The sequence below is a fragment of the Haloquadratum walsbyi C23 genome, from assembly GCF_000237865.1.
In the GTDB taxonomy this organism is placed as follows: Archaea; Halobacteriota; Halobacteria; order Halobacteriales; family Haloferacaceae; genus Haloquadratum; species Haloquadratum walsbyi.
In genome coordinates this window covers 2432163-2451127 of record NC_017459.1, presented here as the reverse complement: position 1 = coordinate 2451127, position 18965 = coordinate 2432163, and the positions used below count along the sequence as shown (strand labels likewise).

The following is an 18965-nucleotide window of genomic DNA, read 5'->3' as shown; positions in this document are numbered from 1 at the left end:
GAGGATGTATACTGCGAATATTGCGGACACGGTGATGTTTCGGAATTTAGGGAAGCACCCCACTCCGCGCTTACAATCGCTCAAGCGTGCCGTAGAGCAAGCCGGAACAGAAATTTGGGTGCCAGCAGCGGTCTACCACGAACTGGCGGATACTGGGAGTACCGACTCACCGACGAACCCGTACCTCGATGCGGCTGTCGAAGAGGGGTGGCTTCGGGTAGCCACACCGCTACCAGGTGATCGCACAAAGGGGTTCGATAGTAGTGCTGGACCGGTTGAGAAAGCGCGGTTCGTTGCAGATGAGTTTCTCAACCAGCAAAGCAAGTACCCAGAGACGAACAACTGGCGAGATGCGTCGTTGGTCGCGTTGGCGGTTCGATTGTTCGACGCGAATGCCCGAATTCGTGTGATCACCCACACAGCGGACGAAAATCTGGCAATGGCGTGTGCTCGTCTCCCTCCCGAATTCGGGTACTACGATATCAAATCCCGATACTACAACCCGCCCCAGACAGCAAAATCCGAGTTTCCAACCGTTGACCAGCTTACGTGGAATGGGTAGAGAAAGTTGCGGCGGTTGGAGTAGTGTAGCTGGAAATTCAATGGTGTAGATATGCAGTATGGGGGACCGATCCTCTCTCTACATATAGAGCAATATGTATGCTACGGAGGTCAGTACGCGAAGGTATGGCAACTGAAGAAGGTCCTGAGGAAACGAAGGTGGGCGACCAGGGGATGGTGACAATCCCTGCCGATCTCCGTCGACGTCTCGACATCGAGCCGGGGGACAAGCTTCGGTGGACCACCAACGAAGAGGGGGACCTATCCATCGAGATCATCCATCAGCGTGAGGGCGTCTTTGACGACTTCGAGCCGGTGGATGCTGGCGAGACGGACGCAGCCGAGGTCGAGAGCGAGTTCGGGGCGGAATGATGCCGGTTGCCCTCCTAGACACCAACGTCCTCTTCCCAGTGCAAGCGCCCGTGACAACTACCACGACCGCGCTCAGGAGATTGTCCGAGGTATCGACCACGGCAACCTTCCGGATGTTATGGTGACGAACTACGTCGTCGCGGAAATGCTGAACCTCACCGGCGAGAAACTCGGACCAGACGCTGCGAACGAAATGCTGGATCGGCTCATTGAGGGCGCCCACTTCGAGATTGACCACGACCGAAAACGGATTTCAACGCTGTTCAGGCCCTCTTCCACCGGTACTTGGAGCTCTCATTCGTCGATTCGACCATTGCGGCATACATGGAACGAGAAGGTATCGAGTACCTCTACTCGTTCGACGATGATTTCGACGCGCTCGACGCCGTCACGCGGCTGAACACTGCGGACAACCCCTTCAACTGAGGTGAATAGCTTCGGAGTCACCCCCCGAGGTACTCGGCCTGTTCCGCCTGTAGAGGCGTTATTCGCCGGTCGGTTCAAACGCGGCAGCCAGTTGTTCACGCATATATTCTTGCCGAAGCTTCCGGGCTCGCGAATCTGAGAGGTAATTTTGCAACACGACGTCGGCGCTGGCGCTGCCTTGTTCGGCCGCAATTTCGTCGAGGCTACCGAGAACGACGTCGAGCGACGCAGAGTACGCGTCGTACCAGTACCGCCGCCCCATTTTCGGCGCAGGTGCCACTCCGTCGATTTCGTCGGCAAGCCCCACACGGTCAGCGAGCTGTGAAAATCTGTTCCAGACTGTCCACCGTGGGATTGGCCCACCCCAGGCATGGGGTGACGGGAACAAATAGCCGTCTCATAGTGATTAGTTCGAATAGTTTCACCGACGGTGTCGAATGACGCGGTTTAAGGGGCTCCTATCACGGCACGGATAATCACGGCGGTAAAGACTTGCACTAATCACTATCAGTCGTCGTGATCGGTGAACGTCGCGAGTCGGTCCTTCAGGACAGTCCGACCGTAGAGCAGCGTCACCTGGCCGGGGCCGTTCTTTCGATCCTTGAACACGATATACGGAACTTCGTCGGTGGAGACGTCGAGGACGAACTGGCGCGTGTGGAGGCGCGCGACTTCGCTCGGGCGAAGCCCCCACGCACACAGTGCGAGGACCAGGAGGTGTTCTTCTTGATCGTCGGTCGCTTGGTAGAGCGCACGGACGTGCTCGGTGGCGAGACACGGTGTGTCGATATCGTCATTAACCAACACTAACCGTGGATTGAACGAATTTGTTGGTTAATATGACGTTCTCCCGAGGCTGCGGCGAAAAGCCTTTAGTAAGCTGCGGCTCCTTCTATGCGTATGAGCGATCATGTCCGCGACGGTCAGACTTCTCACGAGACTGCTGATGCAGTCGAGACCGACGAGGAGGATGTGGATCGCCGCGAACTCGATGCCCGCGTCGAGGACCTCCTCGACGGCGACTACGTCACATTCGACGAACACAATCAGAACCGCTAACTCTGAACTCTGATTCTCTCCGCTGTATACCGGTAGTTAGTTTTATATCCGTTTTGTCGTTACTGTTGGGATTGTATGTCGGAAAGCGGCGACGAGCACCGGTACGTTATGCGCCAGCGGGCGGACAAGCAGCTGTCAAAACTGCCGGAGAGCACGGAACGAAGCGTATCTTCGCTGGCGACGAGCAAATGAACATGCCGTCTCACACAGTCTTGAGGAGCTCATCAATGAACTCGGGAGTCTCGAAATAATACACGATCAATATCAAGAACAATTCAATGCCGGGACACTTTCCGGTTTTAATCTGCCGTCTGAGGCAACACACGCCGAGATAGAAGCCCAACTGGAGACAATTTCAGAGTGGGCAATGGTATGTGAGGAAATCGGTCGATATAAAGAGGCGATTCGGGTCACGCGCCGAACAGGGGATCGGTTCACGACCTGAATCGATGGATCCAGTCGTCGAACACTTGTTTGAATGGTCATATGCACACACCCGTTAGCCACCATGGTCGCTGGTCGAAGGCCAACTGAGGAGAAACCCCTCATCACGTCGGTGGGGAAGACCATCACCAAACAATACGGGCAAACTCAGATGAACTGAACCGACCAGACTCACACTCGCTATCGGTTAATGGATTCATTCTGGCGCTTAAACGGAGGATTTTCTCCTAGTATTCTGTAATCGCCCGCTCAAACTCTCGAAGAGAGGTTGGACATTACATCCCAGACGAGTCCAGCAGGATTCTGTGATGGAAACGTATAGCTTTCATACGAATACGCAGACTCCCCTGTCCGCTCTTGGAAATGACCCCAGCCCTCCACGTGTTCTTGCTCATGATAATGCCACCCAAAATCTCGTTCAGTATCGCTATAATGAAACGAAAACTCTGGTCTAGCATCCTGCCTCTCTCCGGCAAACCATCGAGCAGTGAGCTTTGGGTTATCAGTGTCAATCCCCCACCGCTCTGTAGCTAGATCTGCAACCACTTTTACAAAATCGCCAGCGGGAAACCCACGGGTCCCTGTAACGATTGGATGTCGGTCAAGTTCTTGTTTGATACTGCGAAGGGCGCGATGGGACGCTGCTGCTGAATCAAATGAATCAGACGATCCAGCCATAGTCAGGCTGACAGTTGGAAGTCCTTGCTGTATGTATTGTAATTCTCGATTGCATCCTCAACGATAGAAAGGCGATACAATATGAGTTCCCAATCGCTTGCTATGTTCCGCATTTCGCGTGTCTGAGCAGCCGTCTTTGTCTCTGCTGCACGGTTGCGAAGCTCGCTTGGTGATTCTGTATTATACTGTTCCTGCCAATCTTCAATCTGGGATTGCAAGGAAGTCTTCAATTGAATGAGCCCATCACGATCATGTTCGTCGAGTAAGTCTCGAAGCATCTGCATTCGGGTGTGGAGCGGATCAGGGGCGTATAGAGCTGTCCCATCCTGATCGCTCCTCAACAGCACGTTCAATTCAACAAGTCGCGTAAGATGATTTCGGGCTGTATTTTCGGCAACATGAGCCTCAGCCGCAATGTGAGAGACAGGCTGTGGCTGAGAGACAGCACTGGCAACTGACTGGATGCGGTCAAACGCAGTTGTCTGCTCTTTCCAGGCTTCAACACCAGCAGAGTCAGTCATATTATAATGTAGTAAGACAAAAATAATAAAACTATCTCCAAATAGAATATGTGAAGCAATGATTTCGGGCGAGGCGTTATCCTAAGATGAAACCAGCACAGGCTCCCGATTGACATCCTTCCCGCGCGAGAGCGTGAGGATCCCTCGAGGGGGAGTTTGAGCTTCCGTGTTTCCTCTCGGTTCAACCACGCTTTCGCGTGACCTGTTCAATGGGAGCCGTCCAACATTGAGGCGGAATTTGACGATCAACGTGAGACGATTCGCCAGCACCAGCGTACGGTCATCGATCGGATAGCAGAGGACGGATTACGTGGTTGACGAACGAGTTATGTGCCTTACACTCGAGCAGATTGAGCAATATTACAATGAACTCAAAACAAAACGAGAGACACTGCCCCGGCAAGAATTCCTCTCGAGTATAACGGAGCAGCGTGCCGTCGAACGGATGTTCGAAGACGCGATTCAGGCGTGTGTCGATCTCGTTCAACACATCGCCTCACGAGAATTCGGATTCGGTGTGAGGATATCTAAGGGCGCAATTAGAATACTTGATCGTGAGGAAGTGACTACCGAAGAGACGGCTGACACCCTTGTCGCCGCAATCGGGTTTCGAGGGACGAGACCCGGTGCTCCATACTAGATACAGTAGTGAACAGCGAGTATGATTTAACGAGGACGACAAATATTAGTCATTTCTGAGAGCGTATTTTATTACTCGAGGCAATAGTTCCAAATATACATGACAACAGCCGATATTTGCTCCGAACTGTGGGAGGGTGACGTGAACGAGGCTGCGATTGAACAGTGGAAGGTGGATACAAGTACGTTCGACCGTGTTCGCCATGTCAGTGATGTCACGACTGAACCGCAGGCAGTCAGTGCGATAGCTGAACGAGCGCATGTGAGCGAGTCGACTGCGCGAAAATATCTCTCTATACTAGCGGAGACTGGTTGTGTCAAAGTAATCAACACAGAGTCCGAAACGCGGTATATGCGTGCTCCACAAATGCTGGCAATGAAGCGCATCGCAGCGATTCATCGTGAACATACAAAAACTGAAATCCGGAACACAATTCGAGATCTCAAGACTGAACTCAATAATTTCCAAAAGCAATACGATGTTGCTACCGTCGACGAACTCACTCTTGAGCTGGAACCCGGCGACGATGGCTGGCGAGATATCACCCGCTGGCAACAGATCGAAGAAAATCTTGAGATTGCACAGGCGGCGCTCTCGCTCTATGATTTCGATCCTGACGATAGCCACGCTGCTGCGGTTCGTGTTGCTAATCAGTTCGGGTGAGATATCAGGATATCTGCTTGAAATAGCTAATACTGTCCGGTGTATTGTTGTATGCCTGAACCGATTAACTGGAGTGGATATAGACTTATTGTATCCCATATGCGCCATGCAGTGCTTGCCTTCCATGATAAAATAAATGTCAATTCATCGTAATTGAGCAATGAATCCTCACACTGGCGAACATGAGCTTTCACAAGATTTCGGTTTAATACAGTACTGTTCAAGAAGCGTCTGAAATCGATGCTCTATCCCTGCTGTGACTAAACGTCTCAGATTACCAAAACTCCACCAACAATCGCTGCTGTCCCAAGTCCGATGCAGACAGCCCAAAATGCGACTCGCTCAACGATTCGTAAGAGCACATCAATACTGACATACCCAACAATCGCTGCTGTGATGAATGCGGCAATCGCAGCCGTCGGTGTGAGTCCCTGTAATCCGGAGTCGACTGCGGCGAGAACCCCTCCACCGATTGCTGCAGGAATCGATAACACGAACGAGAGTCGGAATGCATCACTCCCGTCATACCCACGTAATAATAGCGTTCCAGTCGTCATCCCTGAGCGTGTGATTCCGGGGAGGATCGCAATCCCTTGTGCTGCCCCGACTAGGATTGCATCAATAATGCTCGGATCCGGTGATGCGACGACCTCTCCTCCAGGAGACACACGCTGAAATCCGCCCATTATAATCAGTAATGCACCAATCGCAATGACGACGGCACCACCAGTGAGTGCTGAGACAATTTCTTGTAGGATAGCGTAACTCCCGATGCCGACAACTCCTGAAACACCTGTTGCAACTATATAAAACACGAGTGGTGCATCACTCTCGCCGCCGCGGAGTTGGGTTATTCCTGCGTCGATTAATTCATAAATCGTCGTTCGGTAGTATGCAGTCGCCGAGACGGCTGTTCCAAGATGCAAGAATAACGCGAGGGTAACGGCATCGCCTGGTTTTCTTCCAAGTGCAGCGAGAATGACGGTGATATTCCCCTCACTGGATATTGGGAGCCACTCAAAGAGACCCTGTAGTGCACCGAGAATGATTGCGACAATGACTGACTCCGCCATTATAGATCGGTCATAAAATTAAATTGAATATTGGTTTGTGTGTCTGCGAGTTTGATTGATCAGGTCGGTGTTATGAATTTGGTCTAATGAACTACCAGAGTCGGTATGATATCGTCTTGAATATCGATATGGGGCAATCGTTGCATAACACCACTGATTTTAGTTCTCGTTATTATTCGATATTGATTGTTTGCTTTCAGTAACTTATCATATTACGACTGCCGCTCAAGTTCTCGAATCTAGTTAATTGACTCCTGAGTATGCTCTCTCGGACGCTCTCAGTCACAAGCAAGTATCAGGAATACCAGTATTTTGACCATTGAGTGATGCCTGTCCGAGTGAGGAATGCATGTGCATGTCCTGAAATCGAATATGCCACGAGAGTCGTGATTACGCTCCGATAGCTGATTGCAACAAGTGGTCGGTTCGCACGGTGAAACTGACGTATAAAGATGTTGTCTACTCGGACAGAGCGTTATCAGTCCAACTAATAGTCCTGCTCGGATTCAGTGTAATCGTCAATGAGGGGCGCAGTGTCGACAGAAGCCTCATCTGACACTATGAATTCCGCTCTGTCGTATGCGATGACGCATCCTCATCTGTGGCTTCCGTCTGGTCTGACTCGGTATCATCATCCCGATCTGTTGGTGGCTCAGGCGGTTCGAGTAATTGAACGAGAAGTTGTCCATATCGCGTCTCTGCAAGATCCTCACCGATACTCACGATTGATCCAGTGAGTTGTGCAAGTTGTGACTCACGCCACAATGGAAGCACCCACGCAATGAATGCATCAAGAAGTGTAATGAACGGTCCAACTGTCCATGTCTCGCGCAAGTCAATGACAATGACTTCAGGCTCTGGCTCTTTTGTGAGCCACCGATATAGAAACGAGTGTATTGTCGCATCAGCAATCCACTGACCACCACGACGGAAAGCAGAGACAACTGTACTCTCGGATGTCTGAGTAAGCGCACTCACCAGTTGTGAACGCTGGACGGTTGTCTCCAAACGAGCGCGCAGTGATTCGCTCGTATCGTTATCAGTCGCAGACATACCAGTATAAATCAATACAATCGAAGATACTCACAATGCTCGTGTCACTCATATCTTTGATTTGCGGATGTATGATAGTTAAATTATACATATGATAGAATCAATATATATGCGGCGGTCATGATTCATTGAATTAGTCATAAATTACTCGATGTATACGTTTTATATCCATGAGTTTGGTCGGCATAGATTGTATGTCGTGTATCGATATACATAGTTAATAATCGAATAGGCTCTGACGAGTCGTGCCTGTGCAAAATACTGATATAATCATTTTCTAACTTACCTCGATAATTCTGAGGATCATATCACGATTACTGATTGTGTGATTGTGTGAACATAGAGATAGAAATTAGATAACATCGATGACGAAATGATTTTCACGCCATAGGAAAATATGCCATCTGATGCAGTACTCTGGTGATCTGTGGTGGATATAATCGACGACGAGGGACGACTCTTCGGTGCAGTCAATATTATTGATGCGCTTGTTGTGCTTCTTGTGCTCGCAGTTACTGTCGCCGGCGTTGCACTCGTGTTTGGGCAAAGTGATGAGCCAGCACCCGAACCCGAACCCGAGACAGACACTGTCTATGCAACACTTGATTTAGGAACTCAATCATCAACGATTGCAACAGTCATCAATGAGGGCGACACATACGAGGTGACAGATTCGAACTCACTCACGATATCCGATCTGTATGTCACGCCGAATGGAGATGGACGCCCGCGGGTACTTGCTCGCGTGGCACTTACTGGACAGTTGAGTGATCAATACGACGGCATCTCATATGATGGTGCTCCACCGCGGCTTGGGCGAACGCTTGAGATTGTCACTGGCGAGTATCGCGTCGACGGACGCATCCGAGCACTCGGGGATGCTCAGACTATCTCACAGGATCCGGCAACGGTCGTTGTCTCTGATCGACTCTCTCGCAGCGCCGCACAGGCGATTGCTGTCGGTGATGCAATTCGTGTTGCTGGACGAACGACTGGCACTGTTGAGGATCTTGCGGTATACGCGACTGATGATCCAAATGCGCATCAAGTGTATGCGCAACTCAATGTCTCGGCAACACAACGACAGGGTGAACTCCGATTTGGGGGAAGCATATTGACAAATGGGGCGTCAATCACGCTCCCAGGTGATGAGTACACGTTGAGTGGAACGGTTGAGCGCGTTGGTGGTGGACTTGACCGTGCAACACGCAATGTGCTCATTACGAATGTTATCGATGCAACGGATACCAAACAAATCACCCCTGGTGATATTTCATCTGTGGCAGGATACCGAACTGCTGCTGTCGAACGTGTTACTGTCTATGATACGAATAATCCTGACCGCAAGCGTGTGTTCATGGGACTTTCACTAACCACAGTCCAACATACTGATCGTCCACAGTTCGGGGAGATGACTGTGCAACGCGGAAACAATGTTTCCGTTCAAACGGATGCATACCGGCTCGTTGGGCAAATTCAACGCACCGGAGCACTCGAACAGCGCGGACGGGTGACAACCCGAACAATGACATTCCGTCTTGCAGGAGTTCGCGAAGGACGAGCGAGTAGTATCCAGCCAGGTCTTACTGAGCGAAGTGGTGAAGATACGATTGTCCAAGTGACAGATGTCAATCGTCGTCCATCGACAATTCTCATTCGTGGTGATGATGGATCCCTCGGTGTGTTTGATCATCCGACGAACCGCGATGTGACAATTACGGCGCGAGTCCAGGTTCGACAGACGACTGACGGCGTTCGTGTGAAAGGACAACCAGTACGACAGGGTGAGCAAGTGACGATTGATCTTGGGGTGACGACGATTCGACCGACGGTTACTGGGATTCAATGAGTTGGGTGACTCGCGACATGAGCAGTTAGTCACGAAGACAAAGCCGCTATACAACCAGATCTAAACATACCATACGGCATTGCGGCGCGTGAGACCGAAATTGTAACCAAGAAATACGGCTGCTACTTTTATCAATGGACTGTCGGTCTTTCAGGATATAGTGCATCTAATACTGGAGGAGTCTGGTGAGCTAATTTTCAATACGTCTGAAAATAGGGATTGCATGGCGGGGGATACTGTCGAGACTGACGAGAAGAAACGTTCACTGTGAAATATTACTTGCGTAGTCAGTATCCTTGTGGTTCGATAGACGCTGGTCACGTCATCTGCATTACTGCTTAGGGTGATAATATGATTAAGTGTTGACCGTCAAGCGATTAAACTGTCTTTCCAGAAAACGGGTCAAATCAGTGAGGGTTTAGACAATGGCAGTGACCGTGGTCATATAATGACATCTATTCTGAAACTATCTTATTTCGAATGCTGCCAGTGCGGTTTAATCACTTCTTTCCCATTTAATATCCTATTAACTATGTTATTTATCGCGTCATTTGAAAGTATTCTTTCTTGTGTAATATATATATGTTGACCAGATTCAATTGATGAGTATGGATAATCAAAACACTTTGAAACAAATAATAGGTAGGCAAGTCTCTTTGCCTTCTTTTTCATATTCTTATTACAATCTAAACTTTTGATGTTTTTGACCATAGTTTTAAATTCTGCTTGGTTTTTTGGATCATGTGTTACCCCAAATCCATGATATGGTGGATATCCACCAGTAATAACAGGAACTCCGTGATATGCCATCTCTAATCCAACTGTTGAAGCATACACAATACCTGCATCGAGATCGCGGATTAATGAATACGTATTTACGTCAGTGTCCGGCGGGAGAAATGTAAAATTGGAAGGTAAGGTATCATATGTCTGCTCAATCCAGTCACCAACACTTTGGTCAGTGCCTTTTATTAGCTCTGCGGGATGTGATTTTATTACAAAGTGTGTATTTTTATTTTGTGCGCCAATATTAATTATATCGCTTAACCAATCAAATATATTCCGATAAATGGACTGCTTAGGTGCTAATGCCCCATCCCACAACAAGTGTGAAAAAATACCAACAATATGATCTTTTGAGCTATCTACAGATACTTTATTTTCGGTAGTATAATATGTGCTCACAATCTCACCAGTCTCTCTTCGTTTCATGACTTCCTGCACTCGATTTTTTTGCAGTGATGACAATCCCGTATTAATTGCAGAAAGTACAGTCTCTTCATTAGCAAAATTCGGGAACGGATTTCTATTAGAAGCTCGCCCAAAACTGACTTTCCCAAACTGGTATCCACCACCACGTGTGTATGCATTTATACCATTCTTTGAACAAATTTTCGCAGGAATACCACCGTGAACATAGGCTGGTTCAACAAGAAGAGCAGCTTCTATATCAAATTTATTTACAAGCCATTGAGTCGAATCTAACATTATAGCCCCGGCTTTGATAAATTTACGATATGGATCCATAACACGATCTTCATCGTTATTAAGTGTATACTTCTGTAGATACTTCCGTGTAGAGGCAACTGCATAAGGTGACAAATCAATACCATTATAATTAAATGAATCAATAGTAGATATGGATCCATCCAAATCACAATCATAATTTTCATCAAGTATATCGTTGATACTAATAGGGGAAATTCGAAAATTCTTCTCAAATAAATTTATTCTGTAACGTTGTATATCTAGAGCGGCCTGGGAGTTAGTATAATACCGAGTGCTTGGCTTAATGGGTAACATTCCATTATTATACAAAATGATTGGCTGATATCCCTTTAGTTTAAATGCAGTAGCTAGCGTAAATATCCCAGTTGGCTTTATTCCTGGTATTAGAGTTAAGAGTATATATCCCTCACGTTCTTTATTTCTTAACTCAAACGAACTAATTTCATCACATACGTTTAATTTGGGAGTGATTTGATTGACAAAATTATCATATAAAGATATCAACGGCTGTGATACACTAAGTGTTGAAGCAAGATTAAGTGCTTTCCTCTTCATGCCTGTCACATGTCGCGTTCTGAGTATATAAAAACGGCGTGAGCCGTTAGTGACGGCCCGTAATGTCTGTGCAATTTGATTCAGCAAACAGGCCGTCAGAAGGCGTAACGGACGCCTCTAACATCAATTCTACTGATCTCGTCGCTGACGAACTGTACTCGCTGCTCGACGAAGTCGACAGCGAGTCGATTGCCGATGAATTCAAGATCGGGCTCCATTCCGACAAACACGACTTCACAAACCACGTCAAGACGGCTGTTCGTGAGGGTCTTGACCCCTCCAGCTCACTCGCTGAACTTGAGGATAAGACCATTGTCGACGACTCACTCGAACACATGCCTAAATCACGGTTTTCAGAACTCACGAACGACCGCGACTACTGCGCGGTCGTTCAGCTCCTCTTCGAAGTACTGCACACACCACAGTTGTATCATCAACGTGGAGTTCAACGAAAACGACTGGAGTGGATGACACGAGGTGTTGTCGCTGTTGATGCCACAAACCTCGAACTTACGCGCTCTGTTGTCGTCTCAGACGAGTAATGGCTTAGAGAACCTTTGAAAACTAAGGCGTAGCAAGAAAATAACGGACTAAGATAGCTGTGCACCAAGTGCACAGCGATTTGATAGCGTTTGAGGATTACTATCACTCTGCTAGAATCTTCTTCTTCTGACTTACCGGGGTCCAAAATCAGCCGGTAGAAATCTTAGTATAGCAATTTTCACCGCTCACATATAAACCACATATTCACCGTCTCACGCTCCCTGAGAATCACGAATAGAGGCCGCTTGCCTCCAGAATTGAGAATTAATTTGCAAATCGCGTCGCGGTCATTATTCGTCGGAGACGACGACAAGGTCTACAAGATCGACACAGACGATGGTGGTCTCGAACTTCACTGCGCAGCACGTGTGGATGGAGAAAATAAACATCCACTCGACGCTATTGTTACAGAGGGCGACACCCACGAAAGCCCGCAGTTCGATCTCCTCAAGGAAGATGTCGAGGTCTTTGCAGACCTCGACTCGGTAATCTGGGTCTTTGACCGCGCATACACGCGATATCTACGGTTCTGTGAGATCAAGCATAGTGACAATGATTTTGTCACACTGATGCACTCAGACGCTCGATTTGAACTCATTGAGACACTCGAAGAGTTCGAGGTCACCGTCTCAGGGAACAACGCCGCTCAGCCGACTCACTCAGATGAGGAATCAACACGACGGGTACGGGTTCGTGATGAACGAATTGAGTTAGCTGAGACTGGCGAAGAGTTCCGCAGGATTGTGCTGGAAACGCCCGATGGAGAAGAGATTGAGTACCTGACGACGCTGGCGTCGTCAGAGTACGATCCAATCGACGTAATCAACATCTACACACTACGGACAGTGATTGAGATCCTCTTCCGAGAGTGGAAACAGTACCTCAACATCGAGAACTTTCACTCGAAATCGCTGAACGGCGTGTTACTCGAGCTGTTCTGTGCATTGATTGGATATATGCTGGTCGTATGGTTTCGCCAACGCCACCCAGTCAAGGGTGGCGTGACGCGTGCTATCCAGAAAGTTCGAACCTTCTGGAATGAGACGCTAGATTCATTCGGCTAATCAATCTTCACTTCCCGGCGACAGCCGTCACCCACCAGCGACGGCTGTCGCCTGTGCGGCGATCATTCATCATTTCTTTCCCTGAACTGCTATTTCTCTTGGCTCAACACGGATTTCACCGACAACTGCTCGATGAGTGAACTCCCATACGATTCTTACCCAGCAGTTCGTTGGGAGAGAATTTCGCCGGGCTTTATGAACTCAGAACGCGACAGTGAATATCCCTCCTTCAGTATCCGGACAAAAATTCTTGACTTAGAGGGTGTAATAAACGTCTTCACACATCATAGTAGAGCTTCTGACCGTTATGGAGCGTCACTAGCTTAGAAGGTCGTGCACTTGGTGTACAGTACATTGAGATGCTTAGAGAGTGCCTTTTCGTTTCCGAATTATGATTTCTCTCACTCGCTCAGCGTGGTTTGACTCGGAGTGAACGAACGCTGTGAGGATGGTCTCAACAATCTCGGAACGGCTGACTCCGAGTTCGTCACACTCAGCAACCAGTTCATCCACTTCTCGCACGATTTCCTCGTCAACAGCGACTCCGAATTTCTCTTTTGCCATAGCTACGACAGTCTAAGAATAGCGTGCATCAAGTGCACGGCGGTTTCAATTCGTTAGGGCTGATTCAGCAACCATGAGAACTCTTCTATGACACCCTCGACTTATACTATTCAATCTGGCGATATAATCTTTCATGACCTAGGCGATAATACATGCTATCATCAAATCTCGTTCGACTGAGTACGATTATTTAGGTCTAAGATAATAAGTATTGTTTGTCCGTGGAACCTGTTTGACCGAGACAGCGTCTGTTTCTAGGAGTGGTTTCATCTGCTCAATAGTGTCGATAATTTCGTGTCTGTCTAATATAGGGAACTTCTGTTTCTGGTATTGTCGGTGCTTCGGGATAGATTCGTCGCCGATGACTTTGTGAAAGCCATCGTAAGCAGCGATAGCCTGATTACACAAGCTAGAGCTCTTGATACGCTGCTTCAATGAGCCAGCTAAATTCGGTTCTAGTAGGTTGTAGTTTCGCTGCCTGGTTGTATCAAGTGATTCAATAACGTCACACATGAGCTCAGCAGCTGATTCGTTGATGTTGTAGAAGTACTGTTTGAGTTCATTTGTCTGCTCGTCGGTCATCTTATATGAATCATCAGCTTCAAGCCATGCAGCAATATATTCCGTAAGATCTCTTCGAGACGACGCTTCGTGGCTTACAATTTGAGGCAGCCGCGATTCGTACTCCTCGTTTTGAACTGGTCGGTACGACACGACAGGCGTACCCATCATTGCGCTCTCGATCCCTGTGGTGCAGTCGTGGTGAATTACGACACTCGAACCCGCGATCCAGTCTCGGACATCTCTAGCGTCCTCAACGTGTATATGTTCATATTTTCTGAATGCCGCTTCATACGTTTCGTTCTTTTCTGATGGATGTGGACGGATGACGATATGCGTCTCTGGGAATTCCGTTTGAAGATGGTATATCACCTCGATAAACAAATGGAAAATGCGATTATTGTAGCTTATTTCAGAATTACTGGATGGATCATAAATTTCCTCTGATTTTTTTATTACGCTCTCAGCGTATGGGTTTGCACTCGAAAAGTTCCCGTTGATGAGGATGAATTGTCCATATTTTTTAATAAATGTTTTTGCCCGCTCTTCATAAATAAAACGGCGATTGGGGCGAAGAAGATCAAATCGCGGATTCCCAGTCACATGTATTTTATCAGTACCTGAATAATGCTTCCGTACCGCATTTGCGGGCTTCTCACCCCATGCACAGAACGCATCGATGTGATTGAGAAATTCTGTCTTGTTGATTGTGAATTGATCCATCGACTCGAATACGGCGCCTTCTGTATCAAGTCCGCAGACTGTAATCCCTGCACAATCCATCTGTTTGAATAATTCAACGTTTCCGTCTCCAGGATCTTTCGTGATGTGTATATCCGGCTTTATTATTCCCAGAGCGTGTCGAATTTCGAAATAGGGTCCGAGGACTACGCCGTAACCGCGCTCTACCGCATTTAATCCGACCCAGAGTTTCCCGTCAAACTCTCGTACTTTCGTCTCAATAGGTATAGATATCACCTTCTGATTATGATTATTCATTAATTGGATATATTTTGATGACCTCTAGATCTGTATGAATATTTTGTTCGTGCGATACGTTGTTAATATGATATATTATTCATGCGACATATCTAATTCGAAATAAGCAGTATTTATTATCAGCTAGTGACCTAATATAAATGTAAGAAATAATGAGTGAGTCAAAGTTACAGAAAGTAGCACGCAACTGGGACGACATCAGTTGGTGGCGCGACTCTGCTATTCCCTACGTAACTACCAAAATCATTCGTGCATACTTCAATCGCCGTCCCCCTGGGGGTACTGATATCATGAACGAAGACTGGGATAACCTGATTATTTTGGACGGATGCCGGTACGATGTCTTTGAGCAACATAATACGATTAATGGTAAGCTATCGAAACGAAAATCACACGGGTCTTCGACGCCAGAGTTTCTGAATGGAAACTTCGACAATCAAACCTTCCACGACGTAGTATACGTGACTGCAAACCCCCAAGTCAACATTCGATTAGACCAGCCCTTCCACGCTGTGGTCAATGTCTGGGAGAACTCGTGGGATCATCATTACAATACTGTTCTGCCTAAGCCAATGATGGAGGCGACCAAACAGGCATATCACGAATACCCCAGCAAACGAATCATCGGTCATTTTCTCCAACCACACTATCCATTTATTGGTCCGAAAGGACAGAAATTAGCTGACCATGCTGGGGGTGAGCTCAGCTACCGACAAGCACAGGGGAAAGAACCGAACAGGGACGCACCGACGATTTGGGATCTTCAGAATGATGGCGTTGTGTCCAAAGAGAAGGTGTGGGAAGCGTACATAGATAATCTACAGATAACGCTCCCACATGTCGAAAGCTTGCTTTCTATCTTCGATGGAAAAACAGTTGTGACATCTGATCATGGTAACTTGTTCGGTGAATTCGTTTGACCTTTTCCGTTTCGGCGATACGGTCATCCACGTGAAACATACACCGAACGACTCGTCGAAGTCCCATGGTTGGACATCGAAGGATCTACACGAAAGAGCATCAATTCAGAGATGCCAGAGAAAACCAGTGAAAATACCACATCTGATGTAGTGTCGGATCGGCTAGCCGATCTCGGATATCTATCTGAATGATTGAATTCCCCAAGTAACTCTATCATTGATGCCTACTGAGACCCTAAGAAAATTCCCAATTATCATATTCACTGATGAGAATAATAAAATGATGTGTGCAAGGATGCATCTTCACATGAGTACTTCGAGATGAAGATAACCTACGTTGTGCAGAAACTGAATCTGGATGGTGGTGGTTCAAACTTCAGTCTTAAACTCATGGCCCAAATGCTCTCAAAGGAGGGTCACGACGTTACAGTCCTTACCCTGGATCCTTCGAAGAATCATTATCCCGACGGTCTCACATTCGAGGTTGTCAGCTCCCAGACGAGGTTCGGGACTCGGATAGGCGGTCTCGAGCACGCATACCGTGCAATGTCAGAACACGCTGCTGGCACCGACCTCTTTCACGTCTTCTCTCCAATGTTATTGCCTGCTGCGGGATACTTTCGCAAGCGGAACGAGGAGACGCCTGTTGTGGGCCGATTGAATACCTACACCAGATTCTGCGTGAATCTGAATCGGATGGATGGAGAGTGCCATCGAAACTGTACTGCCCGAGCCAAGTTCGCCCATCAGGACGCTTCGATAGGAAAGCGTATCGCGAAGATTCCGTTCTACGCGTCACGGACTTTCATCGAGCCCAAATTGAGCGGAAAGCTTGATGAGTACTTTGCGATCAGCCCGGCAGTAAAAGAAATCTACTCCGATGTCAGTCTTCCTGCCGATCGAGTTTCTGTCGTTCCGAATTTCTACGATCCCACGTTCGGGTCTGACGAGATCCCGTCACATGAAATCGACCCCAGCACCCCTCTCCAACTTCTCTACGTAGCTCGACTCTGCACGTTTATAAACCGCCCTCAGAATGGAGAAAGAGGTGGTCAATATCTTCCATCAGTCCATCGAGATCGCGGTCTGGTTGATCGCGCACCCAGGAAAACATGTTGTAGATCGTCTCCTTGAGACCGTGTTCGAGTTGTGATCGGAGCGACGAGGCTTTCGAGACAAGTCGCTCCGAGGCGCTCGATTCCGGACCAAGCCGAAGAAGGCTGTAGGCCAGCATCTGAAGGTGCCAGTGACGACTGGCACCGTCAGAATCACGAACCTCGCAGTCTCCTAAGCCAAGATCCTCTTTCGAGTCCTCGAAGAATGTCTCTACTCGCCATCTGTACGAATAGCTCCGAATAATGTGTGCCGAAGGCGCGTCAATCTTGCTCGTCGCAAGATACTTTACTGGATTCTCTTTGTCCTCATCGGTAACCTTCTCTGTGATTACCAGCCGAACTTCACCTAATTTCGAGACAGGGACTGTCTTAGTCCAAATTTTGTACGTTTCACCGTCAACTTCTCGCTCTTCCTTGTCGATGCACTCTTCGAGCGCATCGACGCGTCTCTCTTTGTTCGCGTAGGTCACCTGTCGGTTGCCCCGTAGTGGTCCAATCCAGTCCTTGCCGTGTGATTCGACGTGTTCGATCAGACCGGAGTCATGAGCAAACCATGCATCGAAGAGGTAGGTGCCCGCAGGCACACCTACCTCTTCTTCTAATTCCGTGATTATCTCTCGTGCGAGGTCGTATTTTGTCTCCTGTTCGTCTTCCTCGTCCTCGTCGTCGGCCTTCTCGTACTGGCGAAAAGCAAGTGGATAGGACGTTTTATCATCGGTATAGAACGCGTAGACGAGGTTCTGTCCCCAAACAGGCTCACCCTCAGAGTGATCGTAGAACTCTCCAGCACCGGGAAGGGACTTCCCGGTTCGCTGGATGACTGAATCGTCAATAACGATATAGCCGTTTTGTGACCAGCGTGTCTCTCCGTGTTTTTGCAGTTCCTCTAACCGCTCGTGGTTGAGCTGATCCTCATCCCAATCGTATTCGGTGATGAACTTGTTGAGTGCTCGGTCACTTCCGGCAGGAAGGACCTCTCGTGCAATTCCGGTTACAGTCTTGCTGCGGCCCGCAGCAAGACCTGTCACGTACGTTTTGGCGTGAGTCGTTTGATGATATGATAGCGAGTCGAATTCATCCAGCACGTCGGTGCACGAGAGGAAATCCGTAATCGGCAGCATCAGGTTTCAATGCTGCCTACATCACGCCCCTACTTAAACGTGCAGAGCCGAGTACGTAGGTCGAATTGAACCGATGAAAGGGTTAGATTGTCTCATCAATGCGCTAACCCAAACAGCCGGAATTGAACTAACCGTTCTTGGGACTGGATCTGCAGTGTCTGATCTCCGCACTCTTGCTGACTCCAACGGTATCGAAGATAGAGTTTCGTTCCAAGGGTGGGTAGAACACGACGAATTGCCACAATACTACCGGAGTAGTGATTTATTCGTCCACCCTGCTATGTGGCCTGAACCGTTTGGTCGGACTCTGCTCGAAAGTATGCAGATGGGGACACCAGCGCTCGTCTCAGACATCGGAGGTCCTCCGTGGGTCGTCGGAGAAGCGGGATTGACATTTCCCCGTGGGAATGTAGGACAACTTTCAAAAATATTGTCGGACATTAGATGTGATCCTGATAGGCTGGTTGAACTCAGTGAGGCTTGCGCCACTCGACTCGAACAGTTCGAACCACACAGTGTTGTTTCGTTTATCGAACGAGAATACGCTCGTATTATGACTCAATAAATGGTACAAGTGCACCCCTGTCGTCGACATTCTCAAATGGCATAGTATAATCAACAGTGGAGCAAAGCTGAATTATAACATGAGTCTTCCTTCGATTCTCTATTCGTCGT

At 48.1% G+C, this 18965-nt stretch carries 19 protein-coding genes and 3 pseudogenes; 12 read left to right on the top strand and 10 right to left on the bottom strand.

Features of this window, described 5'->3' with window-relative positions:
* Positions 1-4: 4 nt before the first annotated feature.
* The 3 genes and pseudogenes from HQRW_RS10950 (at position 5) to HQRW_RS15165 (ending at position 1359) form a co-directional block, all read left to right on the top strand.
* Positions 5-562 (top strand): hypothetical protein, encoded by a 558-nt coding sequence (locus tag HQRW_RS10950; RefSeq protein ID WP_014556637.1) that lies wholly within the window; start codon positions 5-7, stop codon positions 560-562.
* 125 nt (positions 563-687) lie between these two features.
* Complete coding sequence (locus tag HQRW_RS10945) at positions 688-933, top strand: AbrB/MazE/SpoVT family DNA-binding domain-containing protein (protein ID WP_014556636.1); 246 nt, start codon at positions 688-690, stop codon at positions 931-933.
* Positions 933-1359: pseudogene (locus tag HQRW_RS15165) on the top strand (type II toxin-antitoxin system VapC family toxin). The gene HQRW_RS10945 and the pseudogene HQRW_RS15165 overlap by 1 nt, the downstream one beginning before the upstream one ends.
* Positions 1360-1417: 58 nt before the next feature.
* Here the strand turns inward: HQRW_RS15165 and HQRW_RS10940 are convergent.
* Both HQRW_RS10940 and HQRW_RS10935 read right to left on the bottom strand, forming a co-directional pair.
* Positions 1418-1666: a hypothetical protein gene (locus HQRW_RS10940; protein WP_049892027.1), complete on the bottom strand. Its 249-nt coding sequence runs from the start codon at positions 1664-1666 to the stop codon at positions 1418-1420.
* A 200-nt stretch (positions 1667-1866) separates the two neighbouring features.
* Positions 1867-2166, bottom strand: coding sequence for a hypothetical protein (locus tag HQRW_RS10935; protein ID WP_049892026.1), 300 nt, complete (start codon positions 2164-2166; stop codon positions 1867-1869).
* A gap of 93 nt (positions 2167-2259) precedes the next feature.
* Here HQRW_RS10935 and HQRW_RS15905 point away from each other — a divergent pair, with 93 nt between their 5' ends.
* Positions 2260-2418, top strand: coding sequence for a hypothetical protein (locus tag HQRW_RS15905; RefSeq protein WP_158307758.1), 159 nt, complete (start codon positions 2260-2262; stop codon positions 2416-2418).
* Positions 2419-3111: 693 nt separating this feature from the next.
* Here the strand turns inward: HQRW_RS15905 and HQRW_RS10930 are convergent.
* Both HQRW_RS10930 and HQRW_RS10925 read right to left on the bottom strand, forming a co-directional pair.
* The gene (locus HQRW_RS10930; RefSeq protein WP_014556634.1) at positions 3112-3540 is read right to left on the bottom strand and encodes a hypothetical protein; all 429 of its coding nucleotides are present in this window, start codon (positions 3538-3540) and stop codon (positions 3112-3114) included.
* Positions 3541-3542: 2 nt separating this feature from the next.
* Positions 3543-4061, bottom strand: a complete 519-nt coding sequence (locus HQRW_RS10925; RefSeq protein WP_014556633.1) for a DUF7342 family protein — start codon at positions 4059-4061, stop codon at positions 3543-3545.
* Between the two features lie 310 nt (positions 4062-4371).
* Between HQRW_RS10925 and hepT the strand changes: the two genes are divergently transcribed.
* Complete coding sequence (gene hepT, locus HQRW_RS10920) at positions 4372-4701, top strand: type VII toxin-antitoxin system HepT family RNase toxin (RefSeq protein WP_049892023.1); 330 nt, start codon at positions 4372-4374, stop codon at positions 4699-4701.
* A 99-nt stretch (positions 4702-4800) separates the two neighbouring features.
* Entirely contained in the window at positions 4801-5364 is a 564-nt protein-coding gene (locus HQRW_RS16535) for a DUF7342 family protein (protein WP_014556631.1), read from the top strand.
* A 269-nt stretch (positions 5365-5633) separates the two neighbouring features.
* Here the strand turns inward: HQRW_RS16535 and HQRW_RS10910 are convergent, their stop codons facing one another.
* Both HQRW_RS10910 and HQRW_RS10905 read right to left on the bottom strand, forming a co-directional pair.
* Positions 5634-6437, bottom strand: coding sequence for an undecaprenyl-diphosphate phosphatase (locus tag HQRW_RS10910; protein ID WP_014556630.1), 804 nt, complete (start codon positions 6435-6437; stop codon positions 5634-5636).
* A gap of 558 nt (positions 6438-6995) precedes the next feature.
* The gene (locus HQRW_RS10905) at positions 6996-7490 is read right to left on the bottom strand and encodes a hypothetical protein (protein ID WP_014556629.1); all 495 of its coding nucleotides are present in this window, start codon (positions 7488-7490) and stop codon (positions 6996-6998) included.
* Positions 7491-7920: 430 nt separating this feature from the next.
* Between HQRW_RS10905 and HQRW_RS10900 the strand changes: the two genes are divergently transcribed.
* The gene (locus HQRW_RS10900; RefSeq protein ID WP_014556628.1) at positions 7921-9339 is read left to right on the top strand and encodes a DUF4330 family protein; all 1419 of its coding nucleotides are present in this window, start codon (positions 7921-7923) and stop codon (positions 9337-9339) included.
* Between the two features lie 471 nt (positions 9340-9810).
* Here the strand turns inward: HQRW_RS10900 and HQRW_RS10895 are convergent, their stop codons facing one another.
* The gene (locus HQRW_RS10895) at positions 9811-11403 is read right to left on the bottom strand and encodes a capsular polysaccharide export protein, LipB/KpsS family (protein ID WP_014556627.1); all 1593 of its coding nucleotides are present in this window, start codon (positions 11401-11403) and stop codon (positions 9811-9813) included.
* A 62-nt stretch (positions 11404-11465) separates the two neighbouring features.
* Between HQRW_RS10895 and HQRW_RS10890 the strand changes: the two are divergent.
* A pseudogene (locus tag HQRW_RS10890) lies at positions 11466-11942 on the top strand (IS4 family transposase); the annotation flags it as partial.
* A gap of 297 nt (positions 11943-12239) precedes the next feature.
* A pseudogene (locus HQRW_RS10885) lies at positions 12240-13010 on the top strand (IS4 family transposase); the annotation flags it as partial.
* A gap of 363 nt (positions 13011-13373) precedes the next feature.
* Here HQRW_RS10885 and HQRW_RS10880 read toward each other — a convergent pair.
* Together HQRW_RS10880 and HQRW_RS10875 are read right to left on the bottom strand one after the other, a co-directional pair.
* Positions 13374-13574, bottom strand: a complete 201-nt coding sequence (locus HQRW_RS10880) for a ribbon-helix-helix protein, CopG family (RefSeq protein ID WP_014556625.1) — start codon at positions 13572-13574, stop codon at positions 13374-13376.
* 186 nt (positions 13575-13760) lie between these two features.
* Positions 13761-15134, bottom strand: a complete 1374-nt coding sequence (locus tag HQRW_RS10875; RefSeq protein ID WP_014556624.1) for a surface carbohydrate biosynthesis protein — start codon at positions 15132-15134, stop codon at positions 13761-13763.
* A gap of 290 nt (positions 15135-15424) precedes the next feature.
* Between HQRW_RS10875 and HQRW_RS10870 the strand changes: the two genes are divergently transcribed.
* A complete protein-coding gene (locus HQRW_RS10870) occupies positions 15425-16054 on the top strand; it encodes a hypothetical protein (protein WP_231852315.1) in 630 nt (209 codons plus the stop codon).
* Positions 16055-16375: 321 nt separating this feature from the next.
* The gene (locus HQRW_RS16995; RefSeq protein WP_394324576.1) at positions 16376-17188 is read left to right on the top strand and encodes a glycosyltransferase; all 813 of its coding nucleotides are present in this window, start codon (positions 16376-16378) and stop codon (positions 17186-17188) included.
* Here the strand turns inward: HQRW_RS16995 and HQRW_RS10865 are convergent.
* Positions 17073-18290, bottom strand: a complete 1218-nt coding sequence (locus HQRW_RS10865; RefSeq protein ID WP_014555610.1) for an IS701-like element ISHwa4 family transposase — start codon at positions 18288-18290, stop codon at positions 17073-17075. The genes HQRW_RS16995 and HQRW_RS10865 overlap by 116 nt on opposite strands.
* Positions 18291-18354: 64 nt before the next feature.
* Between HQRW_RS10865 and HQRW_RS10860 the strand changes: the two genes are divergently transcribed.
* On the top strand, positions 18355-18855 hold the full coding sequence (locus HQRW_RS10860) for a glycosyltransferase family 4 protein (RefSeq protein WP_269448595.1): 501 nt from the start codon (positions 18355-18357) through the stop codon (positions 18853-18855).
* The last annotated feature ends 110 nt before the right edge of the window (positions 18856-18965 follow it).

Coding starts and splice junctions, on each gene's coding strand:
- HQRW_RS10930 (WP_014556634.1), bottom strand. CDS start 3,540: ATGGCTGGATCGTCTGATTCATTTGATTCAGCAGCAGCGTCCCATCGC.
- HQRW_RS16535 (WP_014556631.1), top strand. CDS start 4,801: ATGACAACAGCCGATATTTGCTCCGAACTGTGGGAGGGTGACGTGAAC.
- HQRW_RS10875 (WP_014556624.1), bottom strand. CDS start 15,134: ATGAATAATCATAATCAGAAGGTGATATCTATACCTATTGAGACGAAA.
- HQRW_RS10950 (WP_014556637.1), top strand. CDS start 5: ATGTATACTGCGAATATTGCGGACACGGTGATGTTTCGGAATTTAGGG.
- HQRW_RS10895 (WP_014556627.1), bottom strand. CDS start 11,403: ATGAAGAGGAAAGCACTTAATCTTGCTTCAACACTTAGTGTATCACAG.
- HQRW_RS10945 (WP_014556636.1), top strand. CDS start 688: ATGGCAACTGAAGAAGGTCCTGAGGAAACGAAGGTGGGCGACCAGGGG.
- HQRW_RS10905 (WP_014556629.1), bottom strand. CDS start 7,490: ATGTCTGCGACTGATAACGATACGAGCGAATCACTGCGCGCTCGTTTG.
- HQRW_RS16995 (WP_394324576.1), top strand. CDS start 16,376: ATGAAGATAACCTACGTTGTGCAGAAACTGAATCTGGATGGTGGTGGT.
- HQRW_RS10870 (WP_231852315.1), top strand. CDS start 15,425: ATGAACGAAGACTGGGATAACCTGATTATTTTGGACGGATGCCGGTAC.
- HQRW_RS10880 (WP_014556625.1), bottom strand. CDS start 13,574: ATGGCAAAAGAGAAATTCGGAGTCGCTGTTGACGAGGAAATCGTGCGA.
- HQRW_RS10910 (WP_014556630.1), bottom strand. CDS start 6,437: ATGGCGGAGTCAGTCATTGTCGCAATCATTCTCGGTGCACTACAGGGT.
- HQRW_RS15905 (WP_158307758.1), top strand. CDS start 2,260: ATGAGCGATCATGTCCGCGACGGTCAGACTTCTCACGAGACTGCTGAT.
- HQRW_RS10925 (WP_014556633.1), bottom strand. CDS start 4,061: ATGACTGACTCTGCTGGTGTTGAAGCCTGGAAAGAGCAGACAACTGCG.
- HQRW_RS10865 (WP_014555610.1), bottom strand. CDS start 18,290: ATGCTGCCGATTACGGATTTCCTCTCGTGCACCGACGTGCTGGATGAA.